The organism is Paramesorhizobium salinisoli (genome assembly GCF_003335045.1).
Taxonomy (GTDB): Bacteria; Pseudomonadota; Alphaproteobacteria; order Rhizobiales; family Rhizobiaceae; genus Paramesorhizobium; species Paramesorhizobium salinisoli.
Genome location: NZ_QOZG01000003.1, coordinates 1 through 24,733, shown reverse-complemented (window position 1 = coordinate 24,733; position 24,733 = coordinate 1). Strand labels below are relative to the sequence as shown.

At 59.3% G+C, this 24,733-nt stretch carries 37 protein-coding genes; 2 read left to right on the top strand and 35 right to left on the bottom strand.

The annotated features are described in order from the left end of the window. Positions 1-33: 33 nt before the first annotated feature. Positions 34-372, bottom strand: a complete 339-nt coding sequence (gene yajC, locus DUT91_RS07150) for a preprotein translocase subunit YajC (RefSeq protein ID WP_114439728.1) — start codon at positions 370-372, stop codon at positions 34-36. 270 nt (positions 373-642) lie between these two features. Between yajC and DUT91_RS07145 the strand changes: the two genes are divergently transcribed. Further along, on the top strand, positions 643-1,506 hold the full coding sequence (locus DUT91_RS07145; protein ID WP_114439727.1) for an ATP-binding protein: 864 nt from the start codon (positions 643-645) through the stop codon (positions 1,504-1,506). Between the two features lie 93 nt (positions 1,507-1,599). Here the strand turns inward: DUT91_RS07145 and DUT91_RS25760 are convergent, their stop codons facing one another. From DUT91_RS25760 to DUT91_RS07130, 4 genes are all read right to left on the bottom strand, one after another. Next, positions 1,600-1,746, bottom strand: coding sequence for a hypothetical protein (locus tag DUT91_RS25760; RefSeq protein ID WP_160113631.1), 147 nt, complete (start codon positions 1,744-1,746; stop codon positions 1,600-1,602). A 63-nt stretch (positions 1,747-1,809) separates the two neighbouring features. Further along, the gene (locus tag DUT91_RS07140; RefSeq protein ID WP_114439726.1) at positions 1,810-2,607 is read right to left on the bottom strand and encodes an ATP12 family chaperone protein; all 798 of its coding nucleotides are present in this window, start codon (positions 2,605-2,607) and stop codon (positions 1,810-1,812) included. Further along, positions 2,600-3,271, bottom strand: a complete 672-nt coding sequence (locus tag DUT91_RS07135) for an HAD-IA family hydrolase (protein ID WP_114440137.1) — start codon at positions 3,269-3,271, stop codon at positions 2,600-2,602. Before DUT91_RS07135 ends, DUT91_RS07140 begins: the two co-directional genes overlap by 8 nt. A gap of 37 nt (positions 3,272-3,308) precedes the next feature. Further along, positions 3,309-4,295 (bottom strand): RluA family pseudouridine synthase, encoded by a 987-nt coding sequence (locus tag DUT91_RS07130; RefSeq protein ID WP_114439725.1) that lies wholly within the window; start codon positions 4,293-4,295, stop codon positions 3,309-3,311. Positions 4,296-4,627: 332 nt separating this feature from the next. On the opposite strand from DUT91_RS07130, the gene DUT91_RS07125 reads away from it, so the two are divergent. Then, a complete protein-coding gene (locus DUT91_RS07125; RefSeq protein ID WP_114439724.1) occupies positions 4,628-6,418 on the top strand; it encodes a glucan ABC transporter ATP-binding protein/ permease in 1,791 nt (596 codons plus the stop codon). Positions 6,419-6,673: 255 nt separating this feature from the next. Here the strand turns inward: DUT91_RS07125 and DUT91_RS07120 are convergent, their stop codons facing one another. The 30 genes from DUT91_RS07120 to DUT91_RS06975 form a co-directional block, all read right to left on the bottom strand. Next, positions 6,674-7,990: a replication-associated recombination protein A gene (locus DUT91_RS07120; protein ID WP_114439723.1), complete on the bottom strand. Its 1,317-nt coding sequence runs from the start codon at positions 7,988-7,990 to the stop codon at positions 6,674-6,676. Positions 7,991-8,006: 16 nt separating this feature from the next. Continuing rightward, positions 8,007-9,548, bottom strand: a complete 1,542-nt coding sequence (locus DUT91_RS07115; protein WP_342634445.1) for a DegQ family serine endoprotease — start codon at positions 9,546-9,548, stop codon at positions 8,007-8,009. A 370-nt stretch (positions 9,549-9,918) separates the two neighbouring features. Then, on the bottom strand, positions 9,919-10,347 hold the full coding sequence (rplQ, locus tag DUT91_RS07110) for a 50S ribosomal protein L17 (RefSeq protein ID WP_114439722.1): 429 nt from the start codon (positions 10,345-10,347) through the stop codon (positions 9,919-9,921). 102 nt (positions 10,348-10,449) lie between these two features. Beyond that, positions 10,450-11,463 (bottom strand): DNA-directed RNA polymerase subunit alpha, encoded by a 1,014-nt coding sequence (locus tag DUT91_RS07105; protein WP_114439721.1) that lies wholly within the window; start codon positions 11,461-11,463, stop codon positions 10,450-10,452. A 99-nt stretch (positions 11,464-11,562) separates the two neighbouring features. Then, entirely contained in the window at positions 11,563-11,952 is a 390-nt protein-coding gene (gene rpsK, locus DUT91_RS07100; protein WP_110753473.1) for a 30S ribosomal protein S11, read from the bottom strand. A 124-nt stretch (positions 11,953-12,076) separates the two neighbouring features. After that, positions 12,077-12,445 (bottom strand): 30S ribosomal protein S13, encoded by a 369-nt coding sequence (rpsM, locus tag DUT91_RS07095; RefSeq protein ID WP_114439720.1) that lies wholly within the window; start codon positions 12,443-12,445, stop codon positions 12,077-12,079. A gap of 200 nt (positions 12,446-12,645) precedes the next feature. Further along, positions 12,646-13,230: an adenylate kinase gene (locus DUT91_RS07090; protein WP_114439719.1), complete on the bottom strand. Its 585-nt coding sequence runs from the start codon at positions 13,228-13,230 to the stop codon at positions 12,646-12,648. Further along, positions 13,227-14,567 (bottom strand): preprotein translocase subunit SecY, encoded by a 1,341-nt coding sequence (gene secY / locus DUT91_RS07085; RefSeq protein WP_114439718.1) that lies wholly within the window; start codon positions 14,565-14,567, stop codon positions 13,227-13,229. Before secY ends, DUT91_RS07090 begins: the two co-directional genes overlap by 4 nt. A 111-nt stretch (positions 14,568-14,678) precedes the next feature. Continuing rightward, positions 14,679-15,155 carry a 50S ribosomal protein L15 gene (gene rplO, locus DUT91_RS07080; protein WP_114439717.1) on the bottom strand — a complete coding sequence of 159 codons (477 nt, stop codon included), beginning with the start codon at positions 15,153-15,155 and terminating at the stop codon, positions 14,679-14,681. Positions 15,156-15,175: 20 nt separating this feature from the next. After that, positions 15,176-15,376: a 50S ribosomal protein L30 gene (rpmD, locus tag DUT91_RS07075; protein ID WP_114439716.1), complete on the bottom strand. Its 201-nt coding sequence runs from the start codon at positions 15,374-15,376 to the stop codon at positions 15,176-15,178. Positions 15,377-15,424: 48 nt separating this feature from the next. Beyond that, positions 15,425-15,982 (bottom strand): 30S ribosomal protein S5, encoded by a 558-nt coding sequence (rpsE, locus tag DUT91_RS07070; RefSeq protein WP_114439715.1) that lies wholly within the window; start codon positions 15,980-15,982, stop codon positions 15,425-15,427. A 75-nt stretch (positions 15,983-16,057) separates the two neighbouring features. Further along, positions 16,058-16,420, bottom strand: a complete 363-nt coding sequence (gene rplR / locus DUT91_RS07065) for a 50S ribosomal protein L18 (protein WP_114439714.1) — start codon at positions 16,418-16,420, stop codon at positions 16,058-16,060. A 12-nt stretch (positions 16,421-16,432) separates the two neighbouring features. Then, positions 16,433-16,966 (bottom strand): 50S ribosomal protein L6, encoded by a 534-nt coding sequence (gene rplF, locus DUT91_RS07060; RefSeq protein ID WP_114439713.1) that lies wholly within the window; start codon positions 16,964-16,966, stop codon positions 16,433-16,435. 39 nt (positions 16,967-17,005) lie between these two features. Continuing rightward, complete coding sequence (gene rpsH / locus DUT91_RS07055) at positions 17,006-17,404, bottom strand: 30S ribosomal protein S8 (protein ID WP_114439712.1); 399 nt, start codon at positions 17,402-17,404, stop codon at positions 17,006-17,008. A gap of 12 nt (positions 17,405-17,416) precedes the next feature. Beyond that, a complete protein-coding gene (gene rpsN, locus DUT91_RS07050) occupies positions 17,417-17,722 on the bottom strand; it encodes a 30S ribosomal protein S14 (RefSeq protein ID WP_114439711.1) in 306 nt (101 codons plus the stop codon). Between the two features lie 25 nt (positions 17,723-17,747). Then, positions 17,748-18,305 carry a 50S ribosomal protein L5 gene (rplE, locus tag DUT91_RS07045; protein ID WP_114439710.1) on the bottom strand — a complete coding sequence of 186 codons (558 nt, stop codon included), beginning with the start codon at positions 18,303-18,305 and terminating at the stop codon, positions 17,748-17,750. Continuing rightward, entirely contained in the window at positions 18,298-18,612 is a 315-nt protein-coding gene (gene rplX / locus DUT91_RS07040) for a 50S ribosomal protein L24 (protein ID WP_114439709.1), read from the bottom strand. The genes rplE and rplX overlap by 8 nt, the downstream gene beginning before the upstream one ends. A 12-nt stretch (positions 18,613-18,624) precedes the next feature. Beyond that, positions 18,625-18,993, bottom strand: a complete 369-nt coding sequence (rplN, locus tag DUT91_RS07035; protein WP_068881785.1) for a 50S ribosomal protein L14 — start codon at positions 18,991-18,993, stop codon at positions 18,625-18,627. Positions 18,994-19,060: 67 nt separating this feature from the next. Continuing rightward, the gene (gene rpsQ, locus DUT91_RS07030) at positions 19,061-19,303 is read right to left on the bottom strand and encodes a 30S ribosomal protein S17 (protein WP_114439708.1); all 243 of its coding nucleotides are present in this window, start codon (positions 19,301-19,303) and stop codon (positions 19,061-19,063) included. A 12-nt stretch (positions 19,304-19,315) separates the two neighbouring features. Then, positions 19,316-19,516: a 50S ribosomal protein L29 gene (gene rpmC / locus DUT91_RS07025; RefSeq protein WP_114439707.1), complete on the bottom strand. Its 201-nt coding sequence runs from the start codon at positions 19,514-19,516 to the stop codon at positions 19,316-19,318. Between the two features lie 11 nt (positions 19,517-19,527). After that, positions 19,528-19,941, bottom strand: coding sequence for a 50S ribosomal protein L16 (gene rplP, locus DUT91_RS07020; RefSeq protein ID WP_114439706.1), 414 nt, complete (start codon positions 19,939-19,941; stop codon positions 19,528-19,530). Between the two features lie 37 nt (positions 19,942-19,978). Beyond that, the gene (gene rpsC, locus DUT91_RS07015) at positions 19,979-20,689 is read right to left on the bottom strand and encodes a 30S ribosomal protein S3 (protein WP_114439705.1); all 711 of its coding nucleotides are present in this window, start codon (positions 20,687-20,689) and stop codon (positions 19,979-19,981) included. Beyond that, complete coding sequence (gene rplV, locus DUT91_RS07010) at positions 20,689-21,078, bottom strand: 50S ribosomal protein L22 (protein WP_114439704.1); 390 nt, start codon at positions 21,076-21,078, stop codon at positions 20,689-20,691. Before rplV ends, rpsC begins: the two co-directional genes overlap by 1 nt. A gap of 2 nt (positions 21,079-21,080) precedes the next feature. After that, entirely contained in the window at positions 21,081-21,359 is a 279-nt protein-coding gene (rpsS, locus tag DUT91_RS07005; protein WP_114439703.1) for a 30S ribosomal protein S19, read from the bottom strand. A gap of 15 nt (positions 21,360-21,374) precedes the next feature. Beyond that, a complete protein-coding gene (rplB, locus tag DUT91_RS07000; RefSeq protein WP_114439702.1) occupies positions 21,375-22,208 on the bottom strand; it encodes a 50S ribosomal protein L2 in 834 nt (277 codons plus the stop codon). Between the two features lie 21 nt (positions 22,209-22,229). Beyond that, a complete protein-coding gene (locus DUT91_RS06995; protein ID WP_114439701.1) occupies positions 22,230-22,523 on the bottom strand; it encodes a 50S ribosomal protein L23 in 294 nt (97 codons plus the stop codon). After that, positions 22,520-23,140 carry a 50S ribosomal protein L4 gene (rplD, locus tag DUT91_RS06990; protein WP_114439700.1) on the bottom strand — a complete coding sequence of 207 codons (621 nt, stop codon included), beginning with the start codon at positions 23,138-23,140 and terminating at the stop codon, positions 22,520-22,522. Before rplD ends, DUT91_RS06995 begins: the two co-directional genes overlap by 4 nt. Next, positions 23,140-23,877: a 50S ribosomal protein L3 gene (rplC, locus tag DUT91_RS06985; protein WP_114439699.1), complete on the bottom strand. Its 738-nt coding sequence runs from the start codon at positions 23,875-23,877 to the stop codon at positions 23,140-23,142. Before rplC ends, rplD begins: the two co-directional genes overlap by 1 nt. A 27-nt stretch (positions 23,878-23,904) precedes the next feature. Beyond that, entirely contained in the window at positions 23,905-24,213 is a 309-nt protein-coding gene (gene rpsJ / locus DUT91_RS06980) for a 30S ribosomal protein S10 (protein ID WP_002964363.1), read from the bottom strand. A gap of 53 nt (positions 24,214-24,266) precedes the next feature. Beyond that, the coding region (locus DUT91_RS06975) for an EF-Tu C-terminal domain-related protein (protein ID WP_114439698.1) at positions 24,267-24,733 on the bottom strand (467 nt) is incomplete at its 5' end.

Here is a 24,733-nt window from a genome sequence, read left to right as displayed (position 1 = left end):
CCATTCAAGACAATCAGGAAGAACGAAACCTGCTTATTTCTTGTTGTCGGCGACGGGTTCGCCCTTAACCCGCACGTCGCTCACCATTGTCCGCAGCACGCGCACCTTGACGCCTTCGGCGATTTCGGCCTCGAGTTCATGATCGTCGATGACCTTCGTTACCTTGGCGAGCATGCCGCCGGCCACGATGCTGTCGCCGCGACGGATACCCTTCAGCATTTCCTCGCGCTTTTTCATCTGCGTGCGCTGCGGGCGAATGATCAGGAAGTACATGATCACGAAGATCAGGATGAAGGGCAGAATGCTCATCAGAACATCCGGGCCGAACGGCGAGCCACCTGGGACCTGTGCATAAGCCGGGGTAACGAACATGGGAAAACTCCTCGTGTAATCCTACTGCATAATTCCTTAGATCGGCATCGATCTAAGGAATTATGCAGTGTTCCAAATGTCAAAGCATCGTTTACGCGTCCAAATTGACGCGTAGCGCGCTCATTAATCCAGCGCAATACAATGGTTATCGTCTCAAAAGCAACCGGGCAAAAAACCGCCGCACACTTTTCGCTCCCCCAAGCGCGTGATAAGCCATCGGCGCCGGGCCCCGGCTCACTATATTTCAGGGATATGAAGCAAGGGTATGAGATGACGACTGAAGATATGCTGTCGCAGAAGCTGGACCAGCTGATCGCCGTACTCGAGCGGATCGCACCGCCAGCCGCCCAACCAGCCGACCTGACCGCTGCCGACTGCTTCGTCTGGGATCCGGCACGGCTGGCGCTCGATCCCGTGGCCAAGGTCAATCGCGTCGATATCTCGCTCATCCAGAGCGTCGACAATGTCCGGGATATCCTGCTCGACAACACCCGCCGCTTTGCCGACGGGCTTCCGGCGAACAACGTGCTTCTCTGGGGCGCGCGGGGCATGGGCAAGTCATCGCTGGTGAAAGCGGCTCAGGCAGCCATCAACGCGGAAAAGCCCGGCCGCCCGCCGCTGAAGCTGATCGAGATCCACCGCGAGGACATCAACAGCCTGCCCGCGCTGATGAACAGCATCAAGGACGCTTCGTATAGGTTCATCCTGTTCTGCGACGATCTTTCCTTCGACCAGGACGACACTTCCTATAAATCCTTGAAGGCAGCGCTGGAAGGCGGCGTGGAGGGCCGCCCGTCGAATGTGATCTTCTACGCCACGTCAAACCGCCGTCATCTCCTGCCGCGCGACATGATCGAAAACGAACGCTCGACGGCCATCAATCCGTCAGAGGCGGTGGAAGAAAAGGTTTCACTCTCCGACCGTTTCGGCCTGTGGCTTGGTTTCCACAAATGCAGCCAAGACGATTATCTGGCGATGGTTGACGGTTATGCGCAATATTTCGGCCTCGATCGAGAGAAACCGAAACTGCATGCCGAGGCGCTGGAATGGGCGACCACACGCGGCAACCGTTCCGGCCGCGTCGCCTGGCAGTTCATCCAGGATCTGGCGGGACGGCTTGGAAAAGCGATCTGAGATTTGACTTCAGCGGTTCGGCAACAATTAAAAAATTACCTAGAGTTTCAAATAGTTAGAGCGTCCCTTGCGCATCCAACTGGATGCGGCGCTCTAATCCTTGGAAATCGAGCCTGTCGTGAGGTCGGCGGGCGCTCTCGTGAGCAAAGTTCCGTCCTGCGGCGTGTTGCCGGGGCGTCCCGCCGCGATCAGCAGCGCCGCAACAAACGCCAAAGCCAGACAAATGGAAAGACGGGACATCGGACAAATTCCTCCTTCGAATATGTCGCGATATCACCGATCAAACGGGGCGGAATAAGGACATCAAAATGATGAGGTTGCGGCAAACATCGCGGCAGCAGCCATCATCTCTTCCTCGCGGGAATTGCGTCGCGCCTTGGCCTCCGCATCCTCCCCCCATTGCTCGTTGGTCCAGTCCTCGTCGATATGGGCGAGTTCCCAGCCTTCCCTCGCACCGATTTCGCCCTTGGCGATGGCGAGCGCCAGAATGGCCGAGCCGGTCAGGGTCGTCATGGTGTGAAGTGCTGCCAACGCGACCGCCTCACGAATGGCACCGACGTGGACACCGAACGCGGCCAGCGCCTCACGCGGCTGGGAAACAGGCATGACGCCTTCAGCCAGAATGAAATGCGCGCCGAGCGAGGACGAAGCCCAGTCGATCAGCGGATCCCAGCGCTCCGCCTGCCGCTTGACCAGAGCTTCCGGCGCTTCAGCCCTGTAGAACAGCATGTCCGAGGCGGCAAAGCGCAGGAGGTCCTCCGCCACCGCCTGCGGATCGTCCGCCACGCCATCGATGGCCGTATTGGCGAGACGGGTTGCAGGCATGCGGGAAGGATCGATGACATCGACCTGGCGGGCAAACTCATTGGCGACGATCTGGGCCGCGGCGGCGGTTGGCAGGGCCAGAATGCGCCGCCCGGGCGTGCGAACCGGCTTTCCATCGAGATATATCCCGTAGCCACCGCCTTCAGCTTCCGCCACAGTGACGGCCTGATAGAAACGCTTCGGCAATGGGGTTTTCATCTGATTTTGCGCGCGCCGTACCGGATCGGGGTCCGACGGCCCTCCTGCCTTCTCGGGATCGTTCAGAATATCACGCATCGAGTAACTCACTCTTTTCAAGCAGCGTCAGCAGGTCGGCCGGGACATCGAGCACGTGGTGCGCTCCCGTTGCGCGCAAGGCCTCCGGTGTATGATAACCCCATGAAACCCCTACGGCCAGCGCTCCGGCCGCCCGCGCCATTTCCATGTCGTAGATGGCGTCGCCGACGACGAGAGCCTCGGTGGGATCGAATCCCATTTCGGCGCAGGCCTCCAGCACCATGGCCGGATGCGGCTTCGACGGACAATCATCCGCCGTCCGCACGACCGTGAAATACTCGCTCAGCCCGTGCATCTCCAGAACCTTGCGCACGCCGCGACGCGACTTTCCGGTGACCATGCCGATGACTATGTCGTCGCGGTGCGCCAATTCGACCACCAATTCGGGAATGCCGGGAAAGACGGGCTCGGCAAAATCCGGCTCGCCGCGCAGCAAGATGAAATGATCCTTGTAGCGCTGCGCCAACGCCGCAACGTTTGCATCGAGATCGCACTTCAGCAGCCTTGCGATCGCATGATCGAGCGAAAGGCCGATGATCGAGCGGGTCTGCGCCTCATCGATCTCGGCGATGCCCGCTTCGGCGAAGGTCCGTGCCATGCAGCGATGGATGACGCCGGCGCTATCGACCAATGTGCCGTCGCAATCAAATAAAACGAGCTTCATCGTCAAACGTCTTTCGATAGTCAAACGGCGGCAGCCATTATTCCATCTCTGCCAGGGTTTCGCTGAATCCGAGAAGATTCCAGGACTGGACCATATGCGGCGGCAGTGGCGCGGTCACATCGATGACCCCGCCGCCGCCCGGGTTGGGAATGCGGATGCGCCGCGCATGGAGATGCAGGCGCTTCTGCAAGCCGCCAGGAAATTCCCAATTGTGGTCGGCGTCGAAATATTTGGGATCGCCGATGATCGGATTGCCTAAATGGACGGCATGAACGCGCAACTGATGCGTGCGCCCCGTATAAGGCTCCATCTCGAGCCAGGTCAGAGTGCCACCGGCCGTCTCGATGACGCGGTAATAGGAGACGGCGTGATCGGCGTCCGGCTCGCCATGCTCGCAAATGCGCATCCTGTCTCCGTCAGGTGTCGCTTCCCTCACAAGCCAGGTGGAAATCTTGTCCTCGCGGTGGCGCGGGACGCCTTTTACCAGAGCCCAATAAGTCTTCTTCGTATCGCGCTCGCGGAAGGCCTTGGTGAGCGCCTGGGCGGCGCCGCGCGTTTTTGCCACGACAAGGACGCCCGATGTGTCCCGGTCGAGACGGTGCACCAGTCGGGGCTTCTCGCCTTTCTTGTTGCGCCATGCTTCCAGCATATCATCGACATGGCGCACAACGCCCGATCCGCCCTGTACGGCAAGACCGGCAGGCTTGTTGAAGACATAGACCTTTTCGTTTTCAAAAAGCAGCATCTGCGCCAGCACGTCGGCATCTTCCTGCCCGCGAATGGTGCGGCCGGTCAGAGGCCCTGCGGCTTTCTCATCGACGCCGAGCGGCGGAATGCGGATGGCCTGACCGGGCTGGACACGGGTGTCGGCCTTGGCGCGGCCGCCATCGACGCGAATCTGGCCTGACCGCAGAAGCTTCTGGAGATGACCGAAGCCGAGGCCGGGATAATGCGCCTTGAACCAGCGGTCGAGCCTCATGCCCGCCTCGCCTGCATCCACCGTTTTTTGCTCTACACCTGCCATATTTTTTTAACCTGGTTTTGAATTGGCCCTGCTCTACCATCAGCCGGCGCTTCTTGCGAGCCAGAATTCGCAGAGACACATCGGAGGCGCTGCCGAGGGAGAAAACCGCCCGTTTATCAACCCATAAACGGCATCTCACGCGATATGAAAAACGTTGATGCAACGTGTGGGGTTCGGAGGGAAAAGCTCTTTGATCACGGCTAGTTACAGGGCGTAGCAAATTATGGTTTTAATAGTCACGTATCCGCCACTACCTGAATGCATGGATATTGCAGCGCACGCAAGTACACCATCTTGCGTCTGACATATCTTCGAACCACTGGAGTGGCAAATTGTCTTTGCTGAACATCTACTGGAGATCACTGCAATATCTGGGCGCCGAAAAGCGCGCGACCATCCTGATATGTGCAGCCAATATCGTCCTTGCGCTGGTAACGGTTGCCGAGCCGATGCTGTTCGGGAACGTGATCGATTCCATTTCCGAGAAAAGCGCAATCTTTCCGACGCTCGCGATGTGGGCGGGCCTCGGCGTGTTCAACATCATCGCAATCGTGCTTGTATCGCGCGGCGCCGACAGGCTGGCGCATAAGCGGCGGCTGGGCGTGCTCTCCGATTCCTTCGAGCGCGTCATCACCATGCCGCTTGCCTGGCATCACCAGCGCGGCACGTCCAATGCCCTGCATACGCTGATACGCGCCACGGATTCGCTGTTTACCCTCTGGCTCGAATTCCTGCGCCAGCATCTATCAACCGTTGTCGCACTCGTCGTCCTCGTACCGACCGCCATGCAAATGGATATGCGCCTGTCGCTGGTTCTGGTCGTCCTGGGTGTCATCTATGTGATGATCGGCCAGCTCGTCATGCGCAAGACCAAGGACGGTCAGGCCGCTGTCGAGCGTCACCATCACAAGGTGTTCGAGCATGTGAGCGACTCCATCAGCAACATTGCCGTGCTGCAGAGCTATAATCGCATCACGGACGAGGCCCGGTCGCTCAAGGAATATACCTCGCGTCTCGAGCAGGCCCAGAACCCGGTTCTCAACTGGTGGGCGCTGGCCAGCGGTCTCAACCGCATGGCCTCGACCATCTCCATGGTCATCGTCCTGCTTCTCGGCGCTTATCTCGTTACCAAGGGCGAGCTCCGGGTCGGCCAAGTGGTCGCATTCATCGGCTTTGCCCAATTGATGATCGGCCGTCTGGACCTCATCAGCAATTTCGTCAACCAGACGATGACCGCCCGCGCCAAGCTGGAAGAATTCTTCGAAATGGAAGACTCGACCGCTGATCGCCACGAGCCGGCTACTGCCCGCACGCTCGATCATGTTGACGGCCACATCATATTCGACAATGTGACCTATGAGTTCGCGAATTCAGGTCAGGGCGTTTATGACGTATCGTTCGAAGCGAAACCCGGCCAGACTGTTGCGATCGTCGGCCCAACGGGCGCCGGCAAGACGACGCTGGTCAATCTCCTGCAGCGTGTCTACGACCCGGCGGCAGGTCGCATCCTGATCGACGGCGCGGATACGCGCACGATAAGCCGCCATTCGCTGCGTCATTCGATTGCAACGGTTTTCCAGGATGCCGGCATGTTCAACCGCTCCATCGAGGACAATATCCGCATCGGACGGAAGGAGGCTTCAAACGAGGACGTGCATGCTGCAGCTCGTGCAGCCGCCGCGCACGACTTCATTCTCTCCAAGAGTGCGGGTTACGACACGGTCGTCGGCGAACGCGGATCGCAGCTTTCGGGCGGCGAGAGACAGCGCCTGGCAATCGCCCGGGCTGTTCTCAAGAATGCCCCGATCCTGGTTCTCGACGAGGCGACCAGCGCGCTGGACGTCGAGACCGAAGCCCAGGTGAAGCGTGCGATAGACGAACTGAGCGACAACCGAACGACGTTCATCATCGCCCACCGTCTCTCGACCGTGCGCAACGCCGACCTCGTCTTGTTCCTCGACAAAGGCCATCTGATCGAGTCCGGCACGTTCGACCAGCTTGCCGCACAGAACGGCCGGTTTGCCGGGCTGCTGCGCGCCGGCGGCCTGCTCGCCGAAGACGCGGAAGAGGAGCAGAGCACAAGCAATGTCACGCCCTTTCCGCGCAAGGGGGCGGCGGCGTAAGAAACCGATGTTCGTTTAAGATATGGAAAAAGCCCGGCATCGCCGGGCTTTTTGCTTTTGGGATAGCTCGGAGGTTCTGCGCGGTAGCGGCAGTGGAGATGGTGAGGAAATGACGGGAGGTTTGATATTTCAGCCAATCATGAGCGTTGGGCATACGCAACGGTTCTCGGAAAAGCGATAATCTCTCATCTCGTCATTCCAGTACTTGTCACTGGAATCCATTCCTCAACGCTGCCACGCCCACAGCCGTAAAATCTAACGCTTCCCCTGCCGCTCGAAGCGTAGCTTGGCCCAGTAATCGACGCGCTTGCGGATCTCTCGTTCGAAGCCGCGCTCCGGTGGGTCGTAGAATGTGGGGCGGCCCATGGCATCGGGGAAATAATTCTGACCGGAAAAGGCTTCCGGCTGGTCGTGATCATAGGCGTAACCCGCGCCATAGCCCTCGCCTTTCATCAGCTTGGTCGGCGCGTTGAGGATATGCTTGGGGGGCACGAGAGAACCATGTTCCTTCGCTGCCCGCATCGCCGCTTTGTAGGCGGTATAGACGGCGTTCGATTTCGGCGCGGTCGCGAGATAAACGCATGCCTCGGCGAGCGCCAGTTCGCCCTCGGGGGAGCCTAGATAGTCATACGCATCCTTCGCGGCATTGGCGATGACGAGAGCCTGGGGATCAGCGAGGCCAATATCCTCTGAGGCCATGCGCACCAGCCTTCGCCCGAGATAGAGCGGATCCTCTCCGGCGTCGAACATACGGCAGAGATAATAGAGCGCGGCGTCCGGGTCCGATCCACGCACTGATTTATGGAGCGCTGAGATCAGATTGTAATGGCCGTCCTGGCTCTTGTCATAGACCGGCGCGCGGCGCTGCACGATTTCCTGCAGCTCAACGGCATTGAAGATCTCGTCCTCGCGCGCGGCGCGCCAGATTTCCTCGGCAAGCGTCAGGGCCGCCCTGCCGTCGCCATCCGACATGCGAACGAGGCTCGCCCTGCCCTCGTCGTCGAGCGGCAGCTTGCGGCCTTCGCGTTCCTCTGCGCGCGCAAGGAGCGTCGCGATGCTTTCGGCGTCATGCGAATGAAACGTCAGCACGCGGGCACGAGACAAAAGCGCGGCATTGAGCTCGAAGGAGGGATTTTCCGTCGTGGCGCCGATGAGGATCACGGTGCCGTCCTCCATCACCGGCAGGAATGAATCCTGCTGCGCGCGGTTGAAGCGATGGATCTCGTCGACGAAAAGCAGGGTCTGGCGGCCGGACATGCGGCGGGCGCGGGCGCCGTCGAACATCTTCTTGAGATCCGCCACGCCGGAGAAGATCGCCGATATCTGCTCGAAGGCCAGATTGGTTTCCCCGGCGAGCAGCCGCGCCACTGTCGTCTTGCCGGTGCCGGGCGGTCCCCAGAAGATCATCGAGCCGAGTGTCCCCGAAGCGATCATGCGGGTCAGGACGCCCTGCGGGCCGGTCAGATGCACCTGCCCCGTCACCTCGGTGAGATGGCGGGGACGCATGCGATCGGCCAGCGGTCTGTTTCGGTCGGCCTGCGGATCGGCACTGGCGGAGAAAAGATCAGTCATCTCGTATGCTTATCGGCTAGCGGATATATTGTCGAATGATAGCGCCATTGCGCTCGAACTCGAAGCGCCAGAGCAGGTTTGTGCCGGCGGAGAGAACATCCGTCAGATCGCTTGCCGCGGTGATTTCAACACCATTAACCCTGCGGATGATATCGCCCTGGCGCAGATTGAGCCGAGCGGCCGGAGAGTTGCGGTAAACACCGGCAACCACCACGCCACCACGTACAGTTTTGGGAAGACGGAACTGCCGGGCATTGTCAGGCGTCAGATCGACGATCTCGGCACCGGCGAGTGGGTTGTCGCCCTCGATGATCTGCGTTTTCGCGGCGGCCTCCACCGGAGGCTTGGCAAGCGTCACCGACACCTCGCGCTGCTGCGACCCGCTCAGCACATTGAGTTTGACGGTGTTTCCGATGCCGGCCGTCGAAACCCGGTAGGCAAGCACGTCGGGATTATCGACGCGCACGCCCTCTACGGAAAGAATGAGATCACCGACCTTGAGGCCGGCTTTCTCGGCCGGGCCGTCCTTGTTGAGCGCCGTTATCAGCGCGCCATAGGGCTGCGGCAGACCAAGGCTTTCGGCGACATCCGGCGTCACCGCCTGGAACGTCGCGCCGATGAACGGACGCTCGAAGCTCTTGCCGCCCTTCATCGCGGTTTCGGCCACCGCGCGCACCATATTCGAGGGAATGGCAAAACCGATACCGATCGAGCCTCCCGAGCGCGAAAAGATCGCGGTGTTGATGCCGATCAGCTGGCCCCGCATGTCGATCAGCGCTCCGCCGGAATTGCCGGGATTGATGGCCGCGTCGGTCTGGATGAAGAAGTCGAAGTCGGAAATGCCGACCCGCGTGCGCGATTGCGCCGAGACGATGCCGCTCGTCACGGTCTGGCCGACGCCGAAGGGATTGCCGATGGCGAGCACGAGGTCGCCAACCTCGACATTGTCGGAGTTGCCGAGCGCCAGGACAGGGAAAGGCTCCTTGGCGTCGATCTTCAGGATGGCGAGATCGGTTTTTTCATCCTTCAGCAGGATGCGGCTTGAAAATTCACGACCGTCGGAAAGCGCCACCTTGATTTCGTCGGCATCCTTGATGACGTGATTGTTGGTCACGACGATGCCGCTCGGATCGACGATGACGCCCGAGCCAAGCGAGGACTGGACGCGCGGGGGGCCGCTGAACTGCTGGCCGAAGAACTGCTCGAAGAACGGATCGCCGGCAAAGGGCGAGCGGGTTGCGACCTGGCGCGCCGCGTAGACATTGACCACGGCAGGCGCGGTTGCCTTGACGAGCGGCGCGAACGACAATTGCATATCGCCACGGCTTAGCGGGATATTCTTGCTGGAAGGCGCGGGAAGCGGCGCTGCAGGCGGCGATGATTGCTGGGATTTGTCCCCGTCCCCGGGACCGCTGCCGAGGAGGCCCTTGAACGTATCGCGCAGTACGTCGCCCGTACTTTTCTCCTGCGCGAGAGAAACGGTCACGGGAGTGGTCAGGACGGCGATCGTCATCGCGGCTGCCAGCAGACCAACGATTCTCGAAAAACGGAAAGGCATGGAGAACTCCCGAATTGATGTATTGGGATAAATAGGACGCGGACCCGGCCGGGCCAAGCGGATGCCCGATCATAGAAAGCGATAAGGGGCCGGAATGTGAAATTCACTCACCGATTTGGCAAAATAGACAGAAATTCGACAGTTGCAGGGTTTTTGATTCGATGAAACCGGATATCGCCTGCTCTTTGCCGCTTCACCCCTCCAACTCGCCGGGCGTGTGCTTCAACGGAGTGCTTCGCCGCCTTGCGGGTAGGATCGACTTCCATCATTGTGCCTTCGGTTCATCCTCGGAAGGCGTTGTCCCGTGTGCCTCTTCCCCAAAAGAAAAAGGGGCCTTGCGGCCCCTCGTTCATCATCAATGTGAAAGCAATTATGCCGCTTCGGCTTCCGAAGCCGCTTCGGCCTCGACGCGGGCGCGGTCCTTGGCGCCCTTGGCATCGACATCGCGCTCCACGAACTCGACAACAGCCAGAGGTGCGTTGTCGCCGGTACGGAAGCCGGCCTTCATGATGCGGATATAGCCGCCGTTGCGCGTTGCATAGCGTGTTGCGATCGTATCGAACAGCTTGGCAACGAGCGCGACATCGCGAATGGCCGAAATGGCCTGACGACGAGCGTGCAGATCGCCGCGCTTGCCGAGCGTGACAAGCTTTTCAACGATGGGGCGAATTTCCTTGGCCTTGGGCAGCGTCGTCACGATCTGCTCATGCTCGATCAGCGATGCAGCCATATTGGCAAACATCGCCTTACGGTGACTAGCAGTCCGGTTCAGCTTGCGGCCTGAATTACCGTGGCGCATGAGCCTTCTCCTTCAATCTTTCTGTCCGGTTGTTTCTTTGTTCGCATTTCCGGACGCAAAACCGTTTCACACTTTTGCTGGAAATGCTTTAGCCGGCAATTCTCAATACTGGTCTTCGTAACGCTTGGCGAGATCTTCGATGTTTTCCGGCGGCCAGGACGGGATTTCCATACCCAGATGGAGGCCCATGGATGCCAGAACTTCCTTGATCTCGTTCAGCGACTTGCGGCCAAAGTTCGGTGTCCGCAACATCTCGGCTTCCGTCTTCTGGATGAGGTCGCCGATATAGACAATGTTGTCGTTCTTCAGGCAGTTCGCCGAGCGGACCGAAAGCTCCAACTCGTCAACCTTCTTCAGGAGCGCCGGGTTGAAGGCGAGTTCAGCCACCTGTTCCTGCGGCACTTCCTTCTGCGGCTCGTCGAAGTTGACGAAGATCGCGAGCTGGTCCTGCAGGATGCGCGCGGCATAGGCCACGGCATCTTCACCGGTGATCGAGCCATCGGTCTCGATGTTCAGCGTCAGCTTGTCATAATCGAGAACCTGGCCCTCACGGGTATTCTCGACCTTGTAGGACACCTTGCGAACCGGCGAGTAAAGGCTGTCGACCGGGATAAGCCCGATCGGCGCGTCTTCGGCGCGGTTGCGGTCGGCCGGGACATAGCCCTTGCCGGTGTTGACGGTGAACTCCATGCGGATCTCCGCGCCCTCGTCGAGGGTGCAGATGACGTGATCGGGATTGAGGATCTCGACATCGCCAACCGTCTGAATGTCGCCAGCGGTGACCACGCCTGGGCCTTCCTTACGGACGACCATGCGCTTGGGACCATCGCCTTCCATGCGGATGGCAATTTCCTTGATGTTGAGTACGATATCCGTCACGTCCTCGCGCACGCCGGCGATCGAGGAGAATTCGTGCAGAACACCGTCGATCTGAACCGCCGTCACCGCAGCGCCGCGCAGCGACGAGAGCAGCACGCGACGCAGCGCGTTGCCGAGCGTCAGGCCATAACCGCGCTCAAGCGGCTCGGCGATAACGGTCGCCTTGGTCTTTGAACCCGAGGTCTGGAACTCCACCTTGTTCGGCTTGATCAGTTCCTGCCAGTTTTTCTGGATCATGTGCTTTTCCTTGTCCTTGCCTTCACCACCATCCAATCGTGGTGACAGAGCGTGGAACCGCAGAGGAGCCCAGAGGGCTCATGCGGTTGATATCGCAGGTTAGACGCGGCGCTTCTTGCGCGGGCGGCAACCATTGTGCGGGATCGGCGTCACGTCACGGATCGAGGTGATCGTGAATCCGGCCGCCTGAAGGGCGCGAAGCGCGGATTCACGGCCGGAACCGGGACCACAAACCTCAACCTCAAGCGAGCGCATGCCATGTTCCTGCGCCTTCTTGGCGCAATCTTCAGCCGCCATCTGGGCTGCAAACGGGGTCGACTTGCGCGAACCCTTGAAACCCTGAGCACCGGCGGAGGACCAGGCAATCGCATTGCCCTGCGCGTCCGTGATGGTGATCATGGTGTTGTTGAATGTCGAATTGACGTGGGCAACACCCGACGAAATATTCTTACGCTCGCGACGGCGAACGCGTGTGGCTTCCTTGGCCATGATAGTCCTTCCGATTGATCTCAACGCCGCCGTAACACCAGCGGCTACACCTGGAAGGAGTAGCGAGCAGTGATTGGTGAGTAGATTTTCTACTCACCACCCTACTATTCCGCTATTCCCTCAATTACTTCTTCTTGCCGGCAATCGCCTTGGCAGGTCCCTTGCGGGTGCGCGCATTGGTATGCGTACGCTGACCGCGAACCGGAAGCGACCGACGATGACGCAGGCCGCGATAGCAACCAAGATCCATCAGGCGCTTGATGTTCATCGAAACTTCACGACGAAGATCACCCTCGACCTGATAATCGCGATCAATCGCCTCACGGATCTGAAGAACTTCAGCATCCGTCAACTGATTGACACGACGATCTGCAGGAATGCCGACTTTCTCGACGATTTCCTGAGCAAATTTTTGTCCGATCCCGTGGATATACTGAAGCGCAATGATTACGCGCTTGTTCGTCGGGATGTTGACGCCAGCAATACGAGCCACGCCTGTTCTCCTTAATGTTGCCGCTGTCCTGTCCGGACATTCAATACCTTCGACCGGACAGCACAAAAATGCCCGATATCGGCTCTTATCGTTTTGCCGCTACCGACCATTCTGAACTAACCGAATTGGTGCAGTCTTTGGCGGAATCACGGGGAAAAGTCAACTCCCCGGGCATTCTTTTTGAATATCGACCCGATGACTCAGGCCGGTATCAGTATTCTCTCTATCTCGGAGGTCACGGTCTCGACATCGGCCATGCCGTTGACGACCTTCAATTCACCCGTGCCCGAATAATACTCCGACAATGGCGCGGTCTTCTCACGATATTCCACCAGGCGCTTGCGAAAGGCCTCTGGGTTATCGTCGGAGCGGACCTGGCCGCCGGAAGCCGTTGTCTCGGCCACACGGTTCTCCATGCGCCGCACCAGCGCAGCTTCATCGACCTTGAGCTCAATCACAGCATCGAGCCTGAGACCCTTGTCCTGAAGCATCTGCCCCAGGGCTTTGGCCTGGGGAACGGTGCGGGGATAGCCGTCGAGAATGAAACCTCTTGTACAATCGGCCTCGTCGATTCTCTCCGAAACGATCTGGTTGACGATTTCGTCGGAAACCAGCTGCCCCGCATCCATCACCGTCTTGGCACGCATGCCGACCTCGGTTTGATGAGCCACGGCTGCACGAAGCATGTCGCCTGTGGAAAGCTGGGGAATCGCGTGCTTGTTCGCCAGAAGCTTGGATTGCGTTCCCTTACCCGCTCCAGGAGGTCCAAGAAGAATCAATCTCATTTGTTGCGTTTTCCTCCCCGAAGCTTCGATTTCTTGATGAGCCCTTCATATTGATGGGCGATCAGATGTCCCTGTATCTGCGCAACCGTATCGAGCGTCACGCTAACCACGATGAGCAATGAGGTACCGCCGAGATAGAAAGGAACACCCGTTGCCGAAATCAGAAACTCAGGCAGGAGGCAAACCAGCACGATATAGATCGCACCGACGACGGTAATGCGCGTCAGCACGTAATCGATATACTCCGCGGTCCTCTCGCCAGGACGGATGCCTGGAATGAAACCCGAATGCTTCTTGAGCTGATCAGCCGTATCCTTCGGATTGAAGACGATCGCGGTATAGAAAAAGCAGAAGAAAGCCATCAGTGCGGCGTATAGCGCCATATAGATCGGCTGTCCGTGACCGAGAGCGGCGAGGATCGTCGTCGCCCAGCCGGGCATCGTCTGCGTATTGGCAAAGCCTGCGGCAGTTGCCGGCAACAAGAGCAGCGACGAGGCGAAGATCGGCGGAATGACGCCGGCGGTGTTCAGCTTCAGCGGCAGATGCGAGGTGTCGCCCTGGAACATCCGGTTGCCGACCTGGCGCTTGGGATACTGGATCAGCAGCCTGCGCTGTGCCCGCTCGACAAAAACGATGATGGCGATGAGGGCAATAGCAAGAACAATGATGCCGAGGATCAGCGCAGTGGAGAGCGCGCCTGTCCGGCCCAGTTCCAGCGTGCCGGAAATGGCATGAGGCAGGTTGGCGACAATGCCGGAGAAGATGATCAGCGAAATACCGTTGCCGATACCGCGCGCCGTGATCTGCTCGCCGAGCCACATCAGAAACATCGTGCCGCCGACAAGGGTGATCACCGTCGAAACACGGAAGAAAAGCCCGGGATCGAGGACAATGCCATTGCCGGACTCGAGGCCGGCAGCAATGGCATAGGCCTGAACCGTTGCCAGCAGGACCGTGCCATAACGCGTATATTGGTTGATGACCTTGCGGCCCTGCTCCCCTTCCTTCTTCAGATTTTCGAGCGTAGGCACGACCGAGGTCATGAGCTGCACGATGATCGAAGCGGAGATATAGGGCATGATGCCGAGCGCGAAGATGGCCATACGGCCGACCGCACCACCGGCAAACATGTTGAAGAGGCCGAGAACGCCCTGGCTATGCTGCTGGAACGCCTGAGCCAGCGCATCGGGATTAATGCCGGGAAGCGGGATATACGTACCGAACCGGTAGACGAGCAGCGCACCTAGCGTGAACCAGATTCGCCTTTTCAGCTCATCAGCTTTTGAAAAAGCCGAAAAATTCAGATTGGATGCAAGCTGTTCTGCAGCCGATGCCATGAAAGATCTCCGGTCTGTCCCCCGCCATTCAATGGCGGTCCTACCCCAGATATGTGCAAAGGCACAAAGGTACAAGCGGCGGCTCGAAAGCCGCCGCTATCAACTTTATGCTTACTCGGCAGCGGCAGCGGCTTCCGGCAATTTTACCGAGCCGCCCGACTTCTCGATCTTTTCGATCGCAGTCTTCGAGGCGCCTGCCACTTCGAAATTCACCTTAGCAGTGATTTCGCCGTCGGCAAGCAGGCGTACGCCGTCCTTGGTGCGGCGAATGACGCCGGCAACCTTGAGGGCTTCGGCCGTCACGGCCTGCTTCACATCGAGCTTGCCGGCATCGATTGCCTGCTGAACGCGGCCAACCGACACGGTATTGAAGCTCTTGGCGAAGATATTGGTGAAGCCACGCTTCGGCAGGCGACGATAGATCGGCATCTGGCCGCCCTCGAAGCCATTGATCGCGACGCCTGAGCGGGACTTCTGTCCCTTCACGCCACGACCGCCGGTCTTGCCGGTGCCGGAACCAATACCGCGGGCGACGCGCTTGCGAGCCTTGGTAGCATCGGGCTTGTCACGCAGATCGTTGAGTTTCATCGTTTCAATCTCCCGCGTTATCAGACCTCGTCCACGATGCGGACGAGATGCTGAACCTTGGCGATCATGCCGCGAACTGCCGGAGTATCTTCCAGCGTCCTGCGACGGTGCATTTTATTAAGACCCAGACCGATCAGCGTCGCGCGCTGCTCGGCCGGACGACGGATGGGGCTGCCAGTCTGTTCGACCGTAACCGTCGCGCCCTTCTTCTTCTCAGCCATCACTCATATTCCTTGTCTTCGACAGGCCAGTAGCCCGCGCCAGTACGGCTATTCCTCAGCGCCGACCACATCATGGCGGCGAGCCTGAAGGGTCGCGTACTTGATGCCACGCTGCGCAGCGACATCCTTCGGATGCATCTGGTGCTTCAGCGCATCAAACGTCGCGCGAACCATGTTGTACGGGTTCGACGAACCGAGCGACTTGGCAACGACGTCCTGCATGCCGAGCGTCTCGAAGACGGCGCGCATTGGGCCACCTGCGATGATGCCGGTACCGGCAGCGGCGGCGCGCAGCAGAACCTTGCCGGCGCCATGACGGCCTTCGACGTCATGATGAAGCGTACGGCCCGAACGCAGGGGCACGAAAATCAGGTCGCGCTTGGCAGCCTCGGTGGCCTTGCGGATCGCTTCCGGCACTTCGCGTGCCTTGCCATGACCAAAGCCTACACGGCCCTTCTGGTCACCGACCACGACGAGTGCCGCAAAACCAAAACGCCGGCCGCCCTTGACGACCTTGGCGACGCGGTTGATGTGAACGAGCTTGTCGACGAATTCGCTGTCGCGCTCCTCACGGCCGCCTTCGCGGCTCCGTTCTCTCTGTGCCATTTCCTAGTTCCTTTTTCTTTTCCGGAAGCACAATTGAAAATGCATGATCTCATAGAGAGAGATCATGCGGCTAAATCAGAAGCTCAGGCCCGCTTCACGGGCAGCTTCGGCCAGGGCCTTGACGCGACCATGGAAAATGAACGACCCACGGTCGAACACGACTTCCTTGACGCCAGCCTTGACAGCGCGTTCAGCGACAAGCTTGCCGACAGCGGCGGCGGCATCCTGGTCCGCGCCGGTCTTGAGCTTGCCCTTCAACTCACCGTCGAGGGTCGAGGCAGCTGCAATGGTCTGTCCACGCGCATCATCAATGATCTGCGCGTAGATGTTCTTCGAAGAGCGATGCACGCTAAGCCGCAGACGGCCACTGGAGACCGCCTTGAGCTGACGGCGAACGCGCGATGCGCGACGCTGAATGGTTTCTTTCGGCGATGCCATGACGCGAGTTCCTTACTTCTTCTTGCCTTCTTTGCGGACGATCTTCTCGCCAGCATATTTCACGCCCTTGCCCTTGTAAGGCTCGGGTTCGCGATATTCGCGGATCTCGGCCGCAACCTGGCCAACTTGCTGCTTGTCGATGCCGCTGACAATGATTTCCGTCGGCTTCGGCACGACAACAGTGATTCCAGCCGGGACCTGATAGATCACTTCGTGGCTGAAGCCCAGCGAAAGCTGCAGGTTCTTGCCCTGCATCGCTGCGCGGTAGCCGACGCCGTTGATCTCAAGCTTCTTCTCGAAGCCGTCCTTCACGCCGTTGAAGATGTTGGCGATCATCGTGCGGGACATGCCCCACTTCGAACGCGCCACCTTCGACTGGTCGCGCGGGTCCACATGGACCCCATCGTCTTCCAGCTTCACCAGCACTTCATCATTGACGACGAACGACAGCTCGCCCTTCGCGCCCTTGGCCTTGACGGTCTTGCCCTCAACGGTGGCAGTTACGCCCGCCGGGACCGGCACGGGTTTTTTACCGATACGAGACATTGTTCACCTGTCCGTTTCTTCCTGTTCACCGCAGCCGCATCAGAAGATGCGGCAGAGCAGCTCACCACCAACGTTCTGTTCGCGAGCCTCGTGATCCGCCATCACGCCCTTCGGCGTGGAGAGGATCGAAATACCAAGACCGTTTGCGACCTGCGGAATAGACTTGACCGACACATAAACACGGCGGCCAGGCTTCGAAACGCGCGTGATCTCGCGGATAACCGGAGCGCCTTCGTAATATTTCAGCTCGATTTCGATCTCGGACTTGCCGTTTTCGAATTCGGTCTGGCTGTATCCGCGGATATAACCTTCGGACTGAAGCACATCGAGAACGCGGGCGCGAAGCTTCGAAGCAGGGGTAAGAACCCTGCTCTTCTTGCGGCCGATCGCGTTACGGATGCGGGTCAGCATATCGCCGAGAGGATCTGACATAGACATGGGGCTTCTCCCTTACCAGCTCGACTTGACCACGCCCGGAACCTGGCCGAGAGAACCCAGCTGGCGGAGCGCGATACGCGACATTTTGAGCTTGCGGTAGAAACCGCGCGGACGGCCCGAGATCTCGCAACGATTGCGGATACGGACCCTTGCAGAATTACGCGGCAGTTCAGCCAGCTGGATGGTCGCCCGGAAGCGCTCGTCCAACGGAAGGCTCTGGTTCATAACAACCGCCTTCAACCGTGCACGCTTCGCAGCGTGACGCTTAACCAACTGCACGCGGTGCTTGTTCTTTTCGACTGCGCTCGTCTTGGCCATTTCAATTACCTCGCTACGCTTGTCGTTACTGCCGGAACGGGAAGTTGAAAGCACGCAGCAGAGCGCGCGCCTCATCATCCGTCTTGGCGGTCGTGCAAACGATGATATCCATGCCCCAGATCTGATCGACCTTATCGTAGTTGATCTCCGGGAACACGATGTGTTCCTTGATACCCATGGCAAAGTTGCCACGGCCATCAAAGCTCTTCGGGTTCAGGCCGCGAAAGTCACGTACGCGCGGCAGCGCGATGGTGATCAGACGGTCCAGGAACTCGTACATACGATCCTTGCGGAGCGTAACCTTGGCGCCAAGCGGCATATTCTCGCGGACCTTGAAGGTCGCGATGGAATTGCGGGCGTAGGTGATCACTGGCTTCTGGCCGGCAATCTGCGCGAGGTCTTCGGCGGCGATCGCAGGCTTCTTAGAGTCGCCTGTCGCTTCGCCGATACCCATATTGATGACAACTTTATCGACGCGCGGAATTTGCATCTCGTTGTCGTATTTGAACTGCTCTAGAAGCGCCTTGCGGACTACGTCCTGGTACTGCTTCTTCAAGCGCGGTTCGATTCTTACCTCAGCCATCGATCAGCTCTCCAGAACGTTTTGCCACACGCACCTTCTTGCCGTCCTTTTCGATGCGGAAGCCGACGCGGGTCGGCTTTCCATCCTTGGGATCGGCAACGGCCAGGTTGGACAGATGGATCGGGGCTTCCTTGGAAATGATGCCCGCTTCCTGCGTCTGACTCTGGCGCTGATGGCGCTTCACTACATTAATGCCACGAACAACGGCCTTGTCGTCCTTGGGCGCGACGCTGAGCACTTCGCCCGAGCGGCCCTTATCCTTACCGGCCAGAACGACGACCTTGTCGCCTTTACGTATCTTCTGCATCGTCTTGCTCCCTTACAGAACTTCTGGAGCCAGCGAGATGATCTTCATGTGGTTCTTGGCACGAAGTTCGCGCGGAACCGGTCCGAAGATACGGGTGCCGATGGGCTCTTTCTTGTTATCGATCAAAACGGCAGCGTTCTTGTCGAACCGGATAACACTGCCATCGGCACGGCGGATGTCCTTGGCGGTGCGCACGACAACCGCCTTCATCACGTCGCCCTTCTTCACGCGGCCGCGCGGAATGGCTTCCTTGATCGAAACGACAATGATGTCGCCGACCGAAGCATATTTCCGCTTCGAACCGCCCAGCACCTTGATGCACATGACACGACGGGCGCCGGAATTATCCGCGACGTCGAGGTTTGTTTGCATCTGAATCATGACTGGCCGCCTTCTTTTCGTTCAGCCGGGTCGGACTTCTCGCCCTGCCCTCTATTGCTGTGGTTTGTTAGCCCGCCGGAGCGTCGGTTACGACGACCCAACACTTGTCTTTCGAGATCGGCTTCGATTCCTCGATGGAAACGAGGTCGCCGACCTTGCACTGATTGTTCTCGTCATGCGCCTTGTACTTCTTCGACTGGCGCACGGTCTTCTGGAGAAGCGGATGCGAATAGCGCCGCTCGACCTTGACCACAACGGTCTTGTCGTTCTTGTCGCTGACGACAACGCCCTGCAGAACGCGTTTAGGCATGATATTCTTTCCTTATGCCTTGCTTTCGGCCGCCTTCTGGCGGGCGATAGTCTTGATACGGGCGATGTCACGGCGGATTTCCTTGACACGCGCTGTTTTCTCGAGCTGGCCGGTAGCCTTCTGGAAGCGCAGGTTGAACTGCTCCTTCTTGAGCTTGGCCAGCTCATCATTCATCTGGTCGAGGCTCTGCGCCCGAACTTCTGCGGCTTTCATGGCTGCCTCTCTTATTCTGCGATGCGCTGTATGAAGCGCGTCTTGATCGGGAGCTTCGCAGCTCCGAGTCGAAGCGCTTCGCGTGCCACATCTTCAGGCACGCCGTCAAGCTCGAACATGACGCGACCCGGTGCAACGCGAGCTGCCCAATAGTCCACGCCGCCCTTACCTTTACCCATACGGACTTCGGTAGGCTTCGATGTGACCGGCACATCCGGGAAAATGCGGATCCACACGCGGCCGGCACGCTTCATGTGACGGGTGATCGCGCGGCGGGCCGCTTCAATCTGACGCGCAGTGATGCGTTCCGGCTCCACTGCCTTCAATCCGAAAGCACCGAAATTGAGCTCCGTACCGCCCTTCGACGCGCCGTGAATACGGCCCTTGAACTGCTTGCGGAACTTTGTGCGCTTAGGCTGCAACATTGTTCTCTACTCCAAAAATCTTGCCCGCGACCCGCGATCAGGCGTTTTCGCGCCGGCGGTTCGATGAGAAGCCCTGGCTGTCGCCTTCAACAGCACGGCGCTCGGAAGCCATCGGGTCATGCTCAAGGATCTCGCCCTTGAACACCCAGACCTTGACGCCGCAGATGCCATAGGCGGTTTTAGCCTCAGCCGTTCCGTAATCGATGTCGGCACGCAGCGTGTGAAGCGGAACGCGGCCTTCGCGATACCATTCCATACGAGCGATTTCAGCACCACCGAGACGACCGGAGCAATTGATACGAATACCCTCGGCGCCAAGACGCATGGCGGACTGCACTGCGCGTTTCATGGCGCGACGGAATGCAATACGGCGTTCCAGCTGCTGAGCAATCGACTGGGCGACCAGCACAGCGTCGATTTCGGGCTTGCGCACTTCAACGATGTTGAGCGCAGCTTCCGAATTCGTCATCTCGGAAAGCTTCTTGCGGAGCTTCTCGATATCCGCGCCCTTCTTGCCGATGATCAGACCCGGACGAGCCGAGTGAATGGTCACACGGCACTTCTTGTGCGGACGCTCGATCACGACCTTGGAGATCGCAGCCTGCTTCAGCTCTTCCATCAGATACTGACGGATCTTGATGTCTTCATGCAGCAGCTTGCCGTACTCGCCGGTGTTCGCATACCAACGCGAATCCCAGGTGCGATTGATGCCGAGGCGGAAGCCGATCGGATTAATCTTCTGGCCCATTATGCGGCCTCCCCTTTTTCCGCGGCTTCGCGGACAACGATGGTGAGATGCGAGAATGGCTTCTCGATCCGGCTCGCGCGACCGCGGCCACGAACGTGGAAGCGCTTCATGACAATCGACTTGCCGACATAGGCTTCCGCGACGATCAGCGCATCGACATCGAGGTCGTGGTTGTTTTCAGCGTTGGCGATCGCCGATTCAAGCGTCTTCTTCACCGTACCGGCGATCCGCTTGCGCGAAAACGTCAGATCGGCCAATGCCGCACTTACCTTCTTGCCGCGGATCAAGCTCGCCACGAGGTTGAGCTTCTGCGGGCTGACGCGGATCGTGCGGGCGACGGCTTTCGCCTCGTTATCCTTAAGCTGGCGCGGAGCCTTAGCCTTGCCCATCGTTATTTCCTCTTTGCCTTCTTGTCCGCACCATGACCGTAATAGGTCCGGGTCGGAGAGAATTCACCGAACTTGTGTCCGACCATTTCCTCGGACACTGAAACCGGCACATGCTTGTTGCCGTTATAGACGCCGAAGGTCAGACCGACAAACTGCGGCAGGATCGTGGAGCGACGGCTCCAAATCTTGATAACCTCACTGCGACCGCCTTCGCGTACCTTCTCAGCCTTCTTGAGAAGATAGCCGTCTATGAACGGGCCTTTCCAAACTGAACGAGCCATTTCAGACTTCCTCTCTTACTTCTTGCGCTGATGACGCGAACGCATGATGAACTTGTCCGTCGCCTTGTTGGAGCGCGTCTTCTTGCCCTTCGTGGGCTTGCCCCACGGAGAAACAGGATGGCGGCCACCGGAGGTACGGCCTTCGCCGCCGCCGTGCGGATGGTCGACCGGGTTCATCGCGACACCGCGAACGCCTGGACGCTTGCCGAGCCAGACGCGACGACCGGCCTTGCCCAGGTTGATGTTGCCATGGTCAGGGTTCGAGACGGCGCCGACCGTTGCGAAGCAGGAACCGTGAACGAGACGCTGCTCGCCCGAGTTCAGGCGCAGGATCGCCATGCCCTGGTCGCGGCCCACGAGCTGCGCATAGGTACCGGCAGAGCGAGCGATCTGACCGCCCTTGCCCGGCTTCATCTCCACATTGTGGATGATGGTGCCCACAGGCATGGCCGAAAGCGGCATCGCATTGCCAGGCTTCACGTCAGCTGACGTGCCGGCGATGACCTGATCGCCAACGGCGAGACGCTGCGGCGCCAGGATGTAGCTCAGCTCGCCGTCCGCATAGCGGATGAGCGCGATGAAAGCCGTGCGGTTGGGATCGTATTCAAGACGCTCCACCGTCGCCGAAACGTCGTGCTTGCGACGCTTGAAATCGACAAAGCGATAGGTGCGCTTGTGACCGCCGCCCTGGTAGCGGGCGGTGATACGACCAGTGTTGTTACGTCCACCCTTCGAGTGCAGGCCTTCGGTCAAAGACTTGACCGGCTTGCCCTTGTAGAGCTCGGAACGGTCCACGAGGACCAGCTGACGCTGGCTCGGCGTGGTGGGATTATAATGCTTGAGTGCCATTGTCTTTTACTCCACGGCCTCTCAAAGACCAGTCGAAACGTCGATGGATTGGCCTTCGGCTATCGTCACGATCGCTTTCTTGACATCGCTCTGGCGCCCGACGATGCCGCGGAACCGCTTCACCTTGCCCTTGCGCACTGCAGTGTTCACCGCGGTGACCTTGACGCCAAACAGCGCTTCGACCGCAGCCTTGATTTCCGGTTTCGTCGCCTTGCGGGCCACATTGAAGACCACCTGGTTGTGTTCGGAAACCATGGTGGACTTCTCGGTGATGACAGGGCTGACGATCACGTCGTAATGGCGAAGATCAGTCATTTGAAACGCTCCTCGAGAGCTTCGACCGCCGCCTTGGAAAGAACGAGCTTGCCGCGGCGAAGGATGTCATAGACGTTGATGCCCTGCACCGGCAGAACATCGATATTCGGAATGTTCGAGGCCGCCAGGCGGAAGTTCGCGTCGATCTCGGCGCCGCCGATCAGCAGCGCGTTCTCGAGGCCGAGCTTGGCGAACTGCGCCGTCAGAGCCTTGGTCTTGGCTTCCTTGGAAGCCAGATCGTCGATGACGATCAGGTCGGACGACTTCAGCTTGGCCGAAAGCGCGTGACGCAGACCGAGAGCGCGAACCTTCTTCGGCAGCTCATGCTCGTGGCTGCGGACAACCGGGCCGTGAGCCTTACCACCGCCGCGGAACTGCGGAGCACGAGCGGAATGGTGACGAGCGCGGCCCGTTCCCTTCTGCTTGTACATCTTCGCGCCGGTACGGGCGATTTCGGAACGTCCCTTGGCCTTGTGCGTGCCCTGCTGGCGGCGTGCGAGCTGCCAGCGGACGACGCGCTGAAGGATATCGTCGCGCGGCTCAAGACCGAAGATCTCCGCGGAGAGCTCCACCTTGCCGGCATCCTTGCCTTCAAGAGTTGTAATCGTGAGATCCATTATTCGGCTCCCTCAGTCGCTTCGGCCATCTCAGGCGCTGACGACACTGCTGCTGACTGTGCGGCCTGACGGATACCGGCCGGCTTCGGCGCGTTATCCGGCACAGAAACCTTCACGGCGTCACGCACCAGGATCCATGCGCCCTTCGAGCCCGGGACCGCGCCGCGGACCAGAATGAGGCCGCGATCGAGATCGGTGGACACGACTTCGATGTTCTGTGTCGTCACGCGGGTCTGACCCATGTGACCAGCCATCTTCTTGCCCTTGAACACCTTGCCGGGGTCCTGGCGCTGGCCAGTCGAACCGTGCGCACGGTGGGTAACAGAGTTACCATGCGAGGCGCGGTGACCACCGAAGTTGTGGCGCTTCATCGAACCGGCAAAACCCTTACCGATCGAGGTACCGGTCACGTCGACCTTCTGGCCCGGAACGAAATGTTCCGCCGTGATCTCGACACCAACATCGAGGAGATTGTCGGGCGACACGCGGAATTCCGCGACTTTCGCCTTCGGCTCGACCTCGGCCTTCGCGAAATGTCCGCGCAGTGCCTTGGGCGTGTTCTTAACCTTGGCAAGTCCAACGCCAAGCTGAACCGCCGTGTAACCGTTCTTTTCAACTGTACGCTGGGCCACCACGTGGCAGCTCTCCATGCGGAGAACTGTCACCGGCACATGCTCTCCAGCGTCGTTATAGACGCGGGTCATGCCCAGCTTCTGTGCAATAACACCTGAACGCATCGGGTTCGTTCCTTCCGTCCTCAAGCTTTACAGCTTGATCTCGACATCGACACCTGCAGACAGGTCGAGCTTCATCAGCGCGTCAACCGTTTGCGGGGTCGGGTCTACGATATCGAGCAGGCGCTTGTGCGTGCGCATCTCAAACTGCTCGCGGCTCTTCTTGTCAATATGCGGCGACCGGTTGACCGTGAACTTCTCGATCCGCGTAGGAAGCGGGATCGGGCCGCGCACATTGGCACCGGTACGCTTGGCAGTCGACACGATCTCCCGCGTCGAAGCGTCAAGGATCCGATGATCAAACGCCTTGAGGCGAATGCGGATGTTTTGACCGTTCATTTCATCTGTTCCTTGTTACGCGGGACGCCATTTTCAGACGTCCCTGCACAATCTTATTCGACGATGCTTGAGACGATGCCGGCGCCGACGGTGCGGCCACCTTCGCGGATAGCGAAACGCAGCTTCTCTTCCATCGCGATCGGCACGATCAGCGTCACGTCCATTGTGACGTTGTCGCCGGGCATCACCATCTCAGTGCCTTCCGGCAGCGTCACAACACCCGTCACGTCGGTCGTGCGGAAGTAGAACTGCGGACGGTAGTTGGTGAAGAACGGCGTATGACGGCCACCCTCGTCCTTGGTCAGGATGTAGGCTTCCGCCATGAACCTGGTGTGCGGCTTGACCGAACCCGGCTTGCACAGGATCTGGCCACGCTCAACGCCCTCACGGTCGACACCGCGAAGCAGAGCGCCGATGTTGTCGCCGGCCTGGCCCTGGTCGAGCAGCTTGCGGAACATTTCCACGCCCGTCACAGTCGTCGTCGTCGTCGGGCGGATGCCGACGATCTCGACCGTCTCGC